Raw genomic sequence first — 13,259 nt, 5'->3', positions numbered from 1 at the left:
GAAAGAAGTACCTCTAAGATTCTATCATTAAAATATAAAAAAGGTGTGAGAATCATGATTGAAATGAAAGGTACCTTGACTCTTTCTCCATTTGTAAAAAATAAACACTCTTTTCTAATGGATTCAGTTGATATTTTTAATTGTACATTAACTATCGATCAAGGAGTCGGTCGGAAAATCCCGCTCTTACTAATCTTACGAGACTCTAAAGGGTATGTACGTATACAGTATCAAACACCAATTGTTGACGAAAAACTAGTTGTTGCCAAAGATCAAAAGTTTTGTTCAGCTGGCTGCGTTGGAGGGGAAATAACGCCTGGTGAGTGGGAATTAGAAGTCGTATATATTCCTCATTGTGCAGATAAAGCAGTAAAATTTACTGGAAGAAAAGTTGATTACACATTAAATATATCAGTGAATGACGAGTTAGAACGAGAGTATAATCGAGAGCATTTTTGTAAAGAAAATGTCTTTATTCATGAAAACAATTTTGAAAAAGTAGTGAATGAAGAGCATCGTTGGTATAAAGGAGATTTTCATGTTCATACAGATTTAACAGACGGCGAGATCGATGACGAACTGGCAATGAGCGTATGTGAAAAACAAGAGTTAGATTTTTTATACGCAACAGAACACAACATTGTCATGCCATCTTATCAAAAAGGAAGCACATTAATCATACCATCTATGGAACTTACAACACCGTATGGTCATTACAATATATTTGGTATGAAGGAATACGTTGATTTTACAGATTGTCTCGGTGAATCGTTTCACGCTAAAAGCATGAATGACTTATTTGCTCTTATGAATGAAAAAGGCTACTTAATTAGCGTGAATCATCCGTTCATGAAGCCTTGGGCGAACCAAATTGATATTAACTTAGAAAATGTTCATACAATGGAAATTATGTGTGATCCGACTTATAAAAAAAGCAAACCTTCTACTTTAGAAGCTTTACAGTTCTTCGATCAAATGTGGCTAAATGGTCTGAAAGTATGGGGGATAGGGGGAAGTGATTCGCACTTACATCCATCTAAAACGTTCCCAGGATCTAAAGACCCGTCGATTTATGGTGACCCTGGCACATATGTATTATGTAATGGGTTATCTATTCAAAATTTAAAGAGTGCTATCGAAAGAGGCCGCATTTATTTCTCACGCTTTAGAAAACTAGAGATTGATATTCAAAATGAAGGGAAACCGATTTATGTTGGCGATGAGGCTAAAGGAAGTGTTCATTACAACATTCATACAGATAAATCTTGCGAGTGGAGATTGATTGTGAATGGAAAAATTGTTGAAAAAGACTTTGGCAGCCACGTAACCTTCGATTTTTATTTAAATGAAGGAGCATATGCAAGAGTTGAGGGTTGGGAAGATGATGAATTAGTAGCGTTTATAAATCCGATTCATAATAACGTTACGCATAAGAATATTAAAACATGGTATGAAGTTTTAGGGGGACTAGAAGATGAATAAAGGAATTATTTTTGATAAAGATGGAACACTAATACAGCTAGACTCTGTTTGGTACAAAATTGTTCATTGTGTGCTAGATGATATATTTCAAATGTATCCAGATGAAACAAGTAAACGAAATGAATACCTAAAGATTATTGGTATGGGTGATAACGATTTTGAGAGTACCAGTTTACTAGCTTGTCAAACCAATTACTTTATCGCAGCTGCATGGTTTTCGTTATTAGAAAATCACAATGTGAATAAAGAGAACTTTATTCATGATGTATGTGCATTATTTAAAAAACATTCTACAGCAGATGATCTCGTATTTACAGAAGTGGAAGGTGCAAAGGAAACATTAAAATATTTAAAAGACCATGAATACGTAATTGGAGTTGTTACAGCGGATGACGTTGATGCAGCTATTCATTCACTTAAAATGACAGGATTATATGATTATGTTGATTTTTTAGGTGCAGATGATGGGGTCAATAAAACAAAACCTGAGAGTGATTTTTATCATATGTTCAAAGAAAAATTTTCACTGGCTGAAGAAGATGTGTTCATGGTAGGTGATACATTAACAGACGTTAAATTTGCAAGAAATAGTAACATTAAAGTAGTGGGTGTCCTGTCAGGTGCGAGTAAGAAGGAAGATTTAGAAGGAGAAGCAGATTATATTTTAGACAGTATGAAGGATATTGCTCAAATTTTATAAAACAATTGTGTGATTCAAATTGTCGATAACAGTATCTTTAAAAATAGCTAAAATTATAGGAGGCAATTATGGCTCAGCTATCATTCAAAAATATTTATAAGAAATATGATCATGATATGACAATCGTAAAAGATTTTAATCTAGAAGTGAATGATGGAGAATTTATCGTTTTGGTTGGACCTTCAGGATGTGGAAAGTCGACGACATTACGTATGATTGCAGGACTTGAGGAGATTTCTGAGGGAGACTTTTATATTGATGGAAAGCGTGTGAATGATGTTACACCGAAAGATCGAGATATAGCAATGGTTTTTCAAAACTACGCTCTTTATCCACATATGAGTGTTTATGATAATATGGCGTTCGGTTTAAAACTACGAAAATATAGTAAAGCGGAAATTGATCAACGTGTGAAACATGCAGCACAAATCCTTGGTCTTGAGAAATATTTAGATCGAAAGCCAAAAGCACTTTCAGGTGGACAGCGTCAGCGTGTTGCTTTAGGGCGAGCGATTGTTCGGAATGCGAAAGTGTTCTTAATGGACGAGCCGTTGTCAAACTTAGATGCAAAACTACGCGTTCAAATGCGTGCTGAGATTACAAAATTACATCAGCAGTTGCAAACAACAACTGTATATGTCACGCATGATCAAATAGAAGCGATGACGATGGCGACACGCTTAGTTGTGTTAAAGGATGGTATCATCCAACAAGTTGGTACACCTAAAGAAGTCTATGATAAACCAGAGAATGTATTTGTCGGAGGGTTTATTGGATCTCCTGGAATGAACTTTTTTAAAGGAACAGTAACAGAAAGTGCTGTTATGATTGATAAATGGAGCATTGAAGTTCCGGAAGAGAAGATGAAAAGCTTACGAGACAAAGGGTATATTAATAAAGAAATCATCATAGGAATACGCCCAGAAGACTTTTATTATGGAAAAGCAATTTCATCCTTACCTTATGATGCAAAAGTAACGGTAACGATTGATGTAGCAGAATTAATGGGATCAGAAACCTATCTTTATTCTAATATCAATGGTCAATCCTTTGTTGCGCGTGTTAACTCCTCAGTTGATGTGCATAGTCAACATGAGATGGATCTAGCTTTAAATATGGACAAAGTTCATTATTTTGATTCTGAAACTGAAAAACGAATTGTTCTATAGACTATTCGATTATTAAGTCAGCGATACTTTGATGGAATGAATTTCATTGGGCTTATCCAAAACAGGGATAGGCCTTTTTTGTTGGACTTTTTCACCAGGTTTGTTTTATCCCGCTATTTGCTGGCAGTAAGACCTCCACTGATTTTATATAAATACAAGTTGAAAAAATGACATGAAATCCATTTCTGTTAGGTGGATGAGAGCATCTAACATGCCTAGAAACGGACAGAGCCTTTTCCTGCATCATGCCATGTTAAAACAGAGAGAGAAAACGAGTGCAGGCCACGTTCTCTTCGTTGTGATAGTGTCTTATATACTTGGAAAACAAAATGGATGTATATAAAAAGAATATATTTCTAAAATATTACAGGGGATAAAAGATGTATATGTATACGCTCTTTGTTAATTTCTCGCATTGTTATATTATTGTCAAATAATAAATGATGAATGTGTAGTTTCCATGGTTATAATAAGAATAGATAGTAAAAAATATAAAACAACCTTGTGAAGTAAAGTTCTCTATTTTTACACTATTCTAAATATAAAAACTTTTAAAATTTGGTATGTTAGCGTTTTCATAATTTAGAAATTATGCTAGAATAAGGACATAAGTTATTAATTATTATAAAAAGAAAAAAGAATTCCTTTTTTCTGTTAATTATAAGGGGGCATTTCATTATGCGTATTGGGGTACCAACAGAAATCAAAAACAACGAAAACCGTGTGGCAATGACACCAGCTGGTGTTGTGCATTTAGTTCGTAACAATCATGAAGTATTCATTCAAAAGGGTGCGGGTTTAGGATCTGGCTTTACAGATGCTGAGTATATTGAAGCAGGTGCGAAAATCGTTGAAACAGCTGAAGAAGCTTGGAACATGGATATGGTAATGAAAGTTAAGGAACCAATTGAAAGCGAATACAAGCACTTCAGCGAAGGTTTAATCTTATTCACATACTTACACTTAGCTCCAGAACCAGAATTAACAAAAGCTTTAATTGAAAAGAAAGTTGTAGCTATCGCTTACGAAACCGTACAATTAGAAAATCGTTCTTTACCATTACTTGCACCTATGAGTGAAGTAGCTGGTCGTATGGCAGCACAAATTGGTGCGCAATTCCTTGAGAAAAACAAAGGCGGTAAAGGTATCTTACTTGCAGGTGTTCCAGGGGTGAAACGCGGTAAAGTAACAATCATCGGTGGTGGACAAGCTGGTACAAATGCTGCTAAAATTGCAGTTGGACTAGGTGCGGATGTTACAATCATCGACTTAAGTGCAGAACGTCTTCGTCAATTAGATGACATTTTCGGTAACCAAGTGAAAACTTTAATGTCTAATCCATACAATATTGCAGAAGCTGTAAAAGAGTCTGATCTTGTAATCGGTGCGGTATTAATTCCAGGTGCAAAAGCGCCAAAACTTGTAACAGAAGAAATGATTCAATCAATGGAACCAGGTTCTGTTGTAGTAGATATCGCAATTGACCAAGGTGGTATTTTCGAAACAACTGACCGCATTACAACTCATGATAACCCAACTTACGAAAAACACGGTGTTGTTCATTATGCAGTTGCAAACATGCCAGGTGCGGTTCCACGTACATCAACTCTTGCATTAACAAACGTAACAGTGCCATATGCAGTACAAATTGCAAACAAAGGCTACAAAGAAGCTTGCCTAAGCAACTCTGCATTATTAAAAGGTATTAATACATTAGATGGCTATGTAACATTCGAAGCAGTTGCAGAAGCTCACGGTGTAGAATACAAAGGTGCAAAAGAATTATTAGAAGCAGAAACTGTATCTTGCTAATTGAAGCATAATACAAACTAAAAATCGAACAATATCTAATACAACATGATAAGAGCTAAGAGAGAAGACCTCTTAGCTCTTCTTAGTAAAAGGGGGCATACATCGTGGCCAACCTATTTAAAAAGAAATCCGTTACGCAATTGTTAGGGGAAAGTAAAAGTAAGACTTTGTCTAAAACTTTAGGGGCATTCGACCTAACAATGCTAGGAATTGGTGCGATAATCGGTACAGGAGTTCTAGTATTAACTGGATTAGTAGCAGCGAGAGATGCTGGTCCAGCAGTTATTTTTTCATTTATGATTGCAGCAATTGTTTGTGGATTTGCAGCATTATGTTATGCCGAAGTTGCTTCTACACTTCCTGTTTCAGGTAGTGTATACACATACTCTTATGCAACAATCGGTGAGTTTGTAGCCCATTTAATGGGATGGACATTATTATCAGTATACGTTGTAACAACAGCAGCAGTAGCTGGTGGATGGACAGGTTATTTCAATAACTTGGTAAGTGGATTTGGATTAGAAATTCCAAAAGAGTTGTTAACGATTCCATCTCAAGGTGGTATTGTGAATTTACCAGCAGTAATTATCACGCTCGTATTAACATGGTTGTTATCACGTGGTACAAAAGAGAGTAAGCGTGTCAATAACGCAATGGTATTAATTAAAATTGTTATTGTTGTCTTATTTATTGCAGTTGGTGTATTCTACGTAAAACCAGAAAACTGGGTGCCGTTCGCACCGTACGGTTTAAGTGGAGTCTTTGCTGGAGGAGCAGCAGTATTCTTTGCTTTCCTAGGTTTTGATGCATTAGCAACTTCAGCAGAAGAAGTAAAAAACCCACAGCGTGATCTTCCGATTGGTATCATTGCTTCGTTAGTTATTTGTACGATCATTTACGTTGCAGTTTGTCTTGTTATGACTGGTATGGTTTCTTATAAAGAATTAGATGTACCAGAAGCGATGGCTTATGTACTAGAAGTTGTCGGACAAGATAAAGTAGCTGGTGTAATTGCTATTGGAGCTGTAATTGGTATTATGGCTGTAATTTTTGCTTATATTTACGCAACAACACGTGTATTCTTTGCAATGAGTCGTGACGGTTTATTGCCAAAATCTTTTGCGAAAATTAATCAAAAGACAGAAGCACCAACATTTTCAACTTGGTTAACAGGGATTGGTAGTGCTTTAATTGCCGGATTTATCGATTTAAAAGAATTGTCAAATTTAGCGAATATTGGAGCGTTATTAACATTTGCAATGGTTGGTGTAACTGTTATCATTCTTCGTAAAACACATCCGAAGTTACAGCGTGGATTTATGGTACCACTTGTACCAACTTTACCGATTATTTCAATCGTATGCTGTCTATTCTTAATGGTAAACTTACCACTAACGACATGGATATACTTCGGTGCTTGGTTAGCAATTGGAGTAGTCGTATACTTTGTTTATTCGAAAAAGCATAGTCATCTAAAAGAAGATGAAAGTTCGCAAGATAGCTTAGAAGAAGCTAATTAAAGGGATATAATAAATTGTAAGCCTTGTGCGTTTAGGGAGCGCGCAAGGCTTTTTCTTTTGATAAAAGGATGTACGAAAGGATGGAAACTTTCGTACATCCTTTTTGTATGAAGAAGATAGCGGATGCAGAGAATAAGTGATGTGTTTTGAAATGTGAACGAAATGTTCGGAAAATTCATTGCGGATTTTATTGACACATATGAATAGACGCTCATATAATAAAGGTATAAGATATATGAATGATTGTTCATATGTTCAAATAAAGAGGTGAGCTATAATGGCTGAAAATAAAGTGGAAGCATGTCAAGAATCATGTTCTCAAACAATTATCCATGAAGAAGTTGTGGATCAAGTAAAACAAACAATTCCAAATGATGAAAGTTTAAGTAAAGTAGCGGAGTTATTTAAGGTATTAGGTGATCGGACGCGTACACGTATTTTACACGCTCTATTCGAAGCGGAAATGTGCGTATGCGATTTAGCTTATTTACTCGGTATGACACAATCCTCTATTTCTCATCAACTTCGTGTATTAAAGCAAGCGAAACTTGTGAAAAACCGTAAAGAGGGAAAAGTCGTTTATTATTCATTGGCGGACCATCACGTAATCGGTATTTTTGAGCAAGCATTCGAACACGTAAACGAGGAAGAATAGAAAAGCACAAGGAGGGAGAAAGATGGCGGAAGCACTAGTGAAACGAAAACTTGTGTTAGAAGGATTGGATTGTGCGAATTGTGCGATGAAAATTGAAAGAGGCGTTAGCGGGTTAGAAGGTGTGTCCTCTTGTTCTGTGAACTTTGCAACAAAGACAATGGTTTTAGAAACAGAGAAAAATCGAGAAAATAAAGTTGTTACTGAAGTGAAACAACTTGTCACAAAACTAGAACCGCATATTAAAGTACAGGAAGAACAAAAAACAAAAACTGCAAAAGAAGTATTTCTATTAGAAGGATTAGATTGCGCAAATTGTGCAATGAAGATTGAAACAAAGGTAAAGGAATTTCCTTCTGTCTCAAACGCGACTGTTGATTTTGTATCGAAGAAATTAAAAATAGAAGTGGCAAATAAAAAAGAGCTTGAAACGACGGTGCAAGATATAAAAAATATTGTTCAAAAGTTAGAACCAGATGTAAAAGTTGTCCGTGAAGAAAAAGCGGGACATGATCATGGCCATAGCCGCGATTATGGTGAAGGAAATGTGAAGAAAATGATATGGCGCTTAGCGATTGGCGGTGTCTTAACGGGAATTGCTGCACTTGCAGGATTACCACAAATGATGACTATTTCACTTTTCGTTATCGCATATTTACTAATTGGTGGAGAAATTGTTTGGCGAGCTGTGAGAAATATAACACGCGGCCAAGTATTTGATGAAAACTTTTTAATGGCGATTGCTACACTTGGAGCATTTGCAATCGGACAATATTCAGAAGCGGTTGCTGTTATGCTCTTTTACCAAGTAGGTGAGTTATTCCAAAGTATCGCTGTAAATCGTTCTCGAAAATCAATTACCTCGTTAATGGATATCCGTCCTGATTATGCGAACGTGAAAGTTGGAAACGAAACAAAACAAGTTTCACCAGAAGAAGTAAAAATCGGTGATTATATTATTGTGAAACCGGGTGAGAAAGTACCATTAGATGGGAAAATAATTGAAGGAACGTCAATGGTAGACACGTCAGCATTAACGGGTGAATCTGTACCTCGTGAAGTAGAAGTTGGGAATGATGTATTAAGTGGTTTTGTGAACCAAAATGGTGTGTTAACAATTGAAGTAACGAAAGAGTTTGGTGAATCAACTGTATCTAAAATTTTAGATTTAGTCCAAAATGCAAGTAGCCGAAAAGCGCCAACAGAAAACTTTATTACAAAATTTGCTCGTTACTACACTCCGGTTGTTGTTATTACAGCGGCAGTATTAGCGTTTATTCCACCTCTTATTCTAGAAGGTGCTACATTCTCAGAGTGGATTTATCGAGCTTTAGTATTCCTTGTTATTTCTTGTCCTTGTGCATTAGTCGTATCCATTCCGCTTGGATTTTTTGGTGGTATAGGTGGAGCATCTAAGAGTGGTATCTTGATCAAAGGAAGTAATTATTTAGAAGCGCTAAATGATGTGAAACATATCGTCTTTGATAAAACAGGAACATTAACAAAAGGTGTCTTCAAAGTAACAAAGATGGAGCCAAATGGAACAACGACAAAAGAAGAGCTTCTAGAGTATGCAGCATTTGCAGAAGTATATTCAAATCATCCAATCGCACAATCTATCCGAAGCGCATATGGAAAAGCAATTGATGAAAATATCATTGAAGATTACAGTGAAATTTCTGGTCATGGTACAGTTGTAAAAGTACAAGGGAAAGAAATTTTCGCAGGTAATGCAAAATTAATGAAAAAAGAAAATATTGCATTCCAGCAGCCGCAAACAGTAGGGACACTTGTTCATGTTGCTGTAGATGGTGCGTATGCAGGATATATCGTTATTTCAGATGAAGTGAAAGAGGATTCAAAACAAGCGATTCAAAAATTAAAAGAACTTGGTATTAAGAAAACAGTTATGCTAACAGGTGATGCAAAGTTAGTTGGAGAAGCTGTTGGTAAAGAGCTTGGTTTAGATGAAGTTCATGCTGAATTATTGCCACAGCAAAAAGTAGAAGAAATCGAAAAAATTGATGCTGCAAAACAAGCAAAAGAAAAAGTTGCATTCGTTGGTGATGGTATTAATGATACACCGGTATTAGCAAGAGCAGATGTTGGGATTGCGATGGGCGGTTTAGGGTCTGATGCAGCGATTGAAGCAGCAGATATCGTAATCATGACAGATGAACCTTCTAAAATTGCAACGGCTGTTAAAATTGCCAAACGTACACGCAATATTGTATGGCAGAATATTATCTTTGCACTTGGTGTAAAAGGACTTGTCTTATTACTTGGTGCATTTGGAATTGCAACAATGTGGGAAGCGGTGTTCTCAGATGTAGGTGTTACATTAATCGCGGTATTGAATGCAATGCGTGTATTACGAGTGAAAGACTTGTAAAAAAACTATACTAAGCCTTTTTATCAGAAAAATAAACGCGTTATCTTATGATTAATAAAGCTTTGGAAACTTGTTTTATCCCGCATGACTTTCTCGTAACAGCCCGATTGGTGAGAGTTAATGATCAGTGGGGGATGAAGAAAACCCTCACTGATTAAAGTTTCGCTTTATTGGAAGTTCATGCGACATGTCCAAACCATATGGTTTTGTTTAGCATATGCTATATGAGATATATATGTATAGTTTGCCTTATACGTACAAACATTTCCACTCTACATGGTATCAATATTCGAACAAGCTTCCAATCTTGGGGGCATTAGAACCTTTCTCATTTACGAGAAAGGTTTTTTTACTTGGTATAAAAATCAACACGACTCGAACTGTACTACTAATAAAAGACTCTAACATATTAGTCATATATAATATGTTAGAGTCTTTTATTTTTTTACATTTTTAAAATTAGATCTTGATAACAATTGTTTTTCTTTTTATTTTTGAATATTATTTGAAACTTGATTCCGCACAGTTTGAATATAATTCATTTTATGATCCCAGCATTCTTGGCTTAAATCGACTGGGTATTCTTCAGGATTAAGAGTTCGTTTATATTCTTCCCAGAATACATTTAAACTATCATGTGCATACCGCTGGATATTTTGTATTTCAGGCAGTTTATATGTACGTTTACCTTTTACAAAAATATTATGATGTAGTTCTTTTGCTTCAAAATTTGTGACAAATTTACTGATGTATGTATGGACAGGATGGAACATTTTCAAACGTTCCTCTTGCTCTGGCACTTCAGTTTCTAGCGCAATATAATCCCCTTCGGAGTGTCCGTTGACGCGATTAATAATGCGATATACGCGTTTTAACCCAGGTGTTGTAATCTTTTCAGGATTGGAAGAAATTTTGATTGTATCGTTTAGCGTCTCATTCTCATCTTCAATCGCAACTAATTTATAAACAGCACCTAATGCAGGTTGTTCAAAGGAAGTGATGAGCTTTGTTCCAACGCCCCATACATCAATTTTTGCTCCTTGGGATTTTAAATGCATAATTGTATATTCATCTAAATCGCTAGAAGCGATAATTTTTGTATTGGTAAATCCAGCTGCGTCAAGTAGTTTTCGTGCCTCTTTTGATAAATAAGCCATATCACCGCTATCAAGACGAATACCATAAAAATCAATGCGGTCGCCGAATTCTTTAGCAACGCGAATCGCATTTGGTACACCGGATTTTAACGTATCATATGTATCAACGAGAAAAACACATTTCTTATGCGTTTCGGCGTATTTTTTAAATGCAACATATTCATCACGATAAGCTTGGACAAAGGAATGAGCATGCGTCCCAGCAACAGGAATACCAAATCGTTTTCCAGCACGGACGTTGCTAGTAGAAGAAAAACCACCAATAAAGGCTGCGCGTGTACCCCAAAGGGCAGCGTCGAATTCGTGAGCACGACGAGTGCCAAATTCTAATAGTTCATCATTGTCTGCTGCATGTTTCATACGAGCGGCTTTTGTAGCGATTAATGTTTGGTAATTCACAATGTTTAACAAAGCAGTTTCGATAATTTGAGCTTCACCAAGAGGGGCGTCAACACGCAATAATGGTTCGTTATTAAAAACAACCTCTCCTTCTTGCATACTGCGAATTGTTCCCGTAAACTTCATGCTTTGCAAATAATGCAGAAATTCCTCCTCAAACCCCAGTTCTTTTAAATAAGCGATATCACTATCAGTAAAACGAAAATCCTCTATATATTCAATGATTTTCTCAAGGCCAGCAAAAATGGCATAACCATTTTTAAAAGGGAGCTTCCGGAAGTATAAATCAAAAACAGAGCGGCGCTTATGAATACCGTCTTTCCAATATGTATAAGCCATGTTGATTTGATATAAATCTGTATGTAAGGCGTAACTATCGTCTTTATAATGATTCATTGCGAAAACACCTCCGTAATTTTGTTATAGTATAACGATTTTTACTAGTTTATGCCAAATGAGAAGATCTTAATAAAAAGAAAGTGTTCTCTCATTTGTTATATTAGAAAGATAAATAATGATTACTGAACGGATAAAATTTAAAGATAAAGTAGTTCAAAAGTCTTTTCTAACATAAAAATTAACTGTTGAAAGCAGGATGAAAATAGTAAATGGAAAATTCTTTAGAAAATTTACATTTATTAATTTATATTTTCCTGATTTTTATGTATTATTAAAGTAGTGAGGGTAAATGAGAATGGAGGAGGGCAATGCAACAAACACTAGAGAAAATTGGCAAACAAGTTTTTTATAAGCGATTACAGCAAAAAATGACACAAGAAGAATTATGTCAGGGCATTTGTTCCGTCTCATATTTAAGTAAGATTGAAAATGGAAAGATAGAAGCATCGGAAGAAATTTTGCAGTTGCTCTGTGCGAGGCTAGAGATTGCTGTTTCAGATTTGAGAGATGTAGAAGAAGAAGTGAAAGCGAAGTTAGATGAATGGTTAAATGCGTTGGTTCATTTGGACAAGCAACAGGTAGAACGTATATACAATGAGTTGCAAGCTGAAATGAAGCATGTTTTAGATTTTGAAATTATAAATTATTATAATCTGCTATACACGCGTTATTTAATTATGAAAAGAGATCTTCCTGCGCTTGAAGAAGAACTAGAGAAATTAAAGAAGATGTATAAGAAGTATTCTCCGTTTCAGAAGTTGCTGTATACGTATAGTAGGGCGTTAATGTATTTCATGAAGCATAGATATAAGGATTCGCTTGAATATTTAACCCAAACAGAGTTAATGGCAAAAGAACAAGGATATTATGAGACTGGAATTTATTATAATTTAGCACTTGTATATCGTCATTTAGAAATTGAACATATGGCATTATATTTTGCTAATGTGGCATTAGAAGGATTTCGTAATGAATATAAATTCCGAAACGTAATAAATTGTCAGCTTCTCATTGCTTTTAGCTATATACGTAAAAAACAGTATAGTGAAGCTATGAAGATTTATAATAATATTTTAAGAGAAGCAAATTCTTTTGCTGATAAAGAGACAATTATAGCAATTGTTTTAAATAATATAGGACTTCTGCATTATTGCCAACATAATTACGCTGTGGCAAAAGAATATTATTTAAAAGGTTTACAGTACAAAAAGGAAGAAGATTTAAATTATATTGACGCTATATATGAGATTTCTCTACAGTGTGTTCAATTGGAAGAGTTTGAAGAAGCGAGAGATTGGATTGAAAAAGGCATTAGAGTTGCAATAAAAGATGAAAAATATAAAAGTAAGTTGCACTTATTATTGATTCTTAAATATAAATACTTTGAAAAAAAAGATGCATATAAGAGGTTTTTAGAGACGGAAGCGGTACCGTTCTTTAAGACTGAAGAAAATGTAAAACATTTGAAAAAGGTCTACTTAGAACTAGCAGAATACTTTGAAGGATTATTAGAATTTCAAGAGAGCAATCGTTATTATAAATTAGCGCTTGCTCTATCAGAAGAAGGAGGATATTAA

9 protein-coding genes are annotated in these 13,259 nt (G+C 35.3%); 8 read left to right on the top strand and 1 reads right to left on the bottom strand.

Going from position 1 to position 13,259, the window contains the following annotated elements; translation table 11 throughout:
• Window positions 1–54: 54 nt before the first annotated feature.
• From HRG09_RS08295 to HRG09_RS08265, 7 genes are all read left to right on the top strand, one after another.
• Entirely contained in the window at window positions 55–1,482 is a 1,428-nt protein-coding gene (locus HRG09_RS08295) for a CehA/McbA family metallohydrolase (protein ID WP_174100341.1), read from the top strand.
• A complete protein-coding gene (locus HRG09_RS08290) occupies window positions 1,475–2,182 on the top strand; it encodes an HAD family hydrolase (RefSeq protein WP_174100340.1) in 708 nt (235 codons plus the stop codon). The genes HRG09_RS08295 and HRG09_RS08290 overlap by 8 nt, the downstream gene beginning before the upstream one ends.
• A gap of 68 nt (window positions 2,183–2,250) precedes the next feature.
• Window positions 2,251–3,351 carry an ABC transporter ATP-binding protein gene (locus tag HRG09_RS08285; protein ID WP_174100339.1) on the top strand — a complete coding sequence of 367 codons (1,101 nt, stop codon included), beginning with the start codon at window positions 2,251–2,253 and terminating at the stop codon, window positions 3,349–3,351.
• Between the two features lie 678 nt (window positions 3,352–4,029).
• A complete protein-coding gene (ald, locus tag HRG09_RS08280) occupies window positions 4,030–5,163 on the top strand; it encodes an alanine dehydrogenase (RefSeq protein ID WP_174100338.1) in 1,134 nt (377 codons plus the stop codon).
• A 104-nt stretch (window positions 5,164–5,267) separates the two neighbouring features.
• Window positions 5,268–6,683 carry an amino acid permease gene (locus tag HRG09_RS08275; protein ID WP_174100337.1) on the top strand — a complete coding sequence of 472 codons (1,416 nt, stop codon included), beginning with the start codon at window positions 5,268–5,270 and terminating at the stop codon, window positions 6,681–6,683.
• 277 nt (window positions 6,684–6,960) lie between these two features.
• Entirely contained in the window at window positions 6,961–7,338 is a 378-nt protein-coding gene (locus tag HRG09_RS08270; protein ID WP_174100336.1) for an ArsR/SmtB family transcription factor, read from the top strand.
• 22 nt (window positions 7,339–7,360) lie between these two features.
• The gene (locus HRG09_RS08265) at window positions 7,361–9,727 is read left to right on the top strand and encodes a heavy metal translocating P-type ATPase (RefSeq protein ID WP_174100335.1); all 2,367 of its coding nucleotides are present in this window, start codon (window positions 7,361–7,363) and stop codon (window positions 9,725–9,727) included.
• A gap of 488 nt (window positions 9,728–10,215) precedes the next feature.
• Here HRG09_RS08265 and HRG09_RS08260 read toward each other — a convergent pair whose 3' ends face one another.
• Window positions 10,216–11,679, bottom strand: coding sequence for a nicotinate phosphoribosyltransferase (locus tag HRG09_RS08260; RefSeq protein ID WP_174100334.1), 1,464 nt, complete (start codon window positions 11,677–11,679; stop codon window positions 10,216–10,218).
• A 311-nt stretch (window positions 11,680–11,990) separates the two neighbouring features.
• Here HRG09_RS08260 and HRG09_RS08255 point away from each other — a divergent pair, with 311 nt between their 5' ends.
• Complete coding sequence (locus tag HRG09_RS08255) at window positions 11,991–13,259, top strand: helix-turn-helix domain-containing protein (protein WP_174100333.1); 1,269 nt, start codon at window positions 11,991–11,993, stop codon at window positions 13,257–13,259.

This window comes from Bacillus sp. Xin1, from assembly GCF_013314535.1.
Taxonomy (GTDB): Bacteria; Bacillota; Bacilli; order Bacillales; family Bacillaceae_G; genus Bacillus_A.
The sequence above is the reverse complement of the archived record's forward strand: the minus strand, read 5'-3'. Positions and strand labels throughout refer to the sequence as shown.

Coding starts and splice junctions, on each gene's coding strand:
- HRG09_RS08255 (WP_174100333.1), top strand. CDS start 11,991: ATGCAACAAACACTAGAGAAAATTGGCAAACAAGTTTTTTATAAGCGA.
- HRG09_RS08285 (WP_174100339.1), top strand. CDS start 2,251: ATGGCTCAGCTATCATTCAAAAATATTTATAAGAAATATGATCATGAT.
- ald (WP_174100338.1), top strand. CDS start 4,030: ATGCGTATTGGGGTACCAACAGAAATCAAAAACAACGAAAACCGTGTG.
- HRG09_RS08270 (WP_174100336.1), top strand. CDS start 6,961: ATGGCTGAAAATAAAGTGGAAGCATGTCAAGAATCATGTTCTCAAACA.
- HRG09_RS08295 (WP_174100341.1), top strand. CDS start 55: ATGATTGAAATGAAAGGTACCTTGACTCTTTCTCCATTTGTAAAAAAT.
- HRG09_RS08265 (WP_174100335.1), top strand. CDS start 7,361: ATGGCGGAAGCACTAGTGAAACGAAAACTTGTGTTAGAAGGATTGGAT.
- HRG09_RS08260 (WP_174100334.1), bottom strand. CDS start 11,679: ATGAATCATTATAAAGACGATAGTTACGCCTTACATACAGATTTATAT.
- HRG09_RS08290 (WP_174100340.1), top strand. CDS start 1,475: ATGAATAAAGGAATTATTTTTGATAAAGATGGAACACTAATACAGCTA.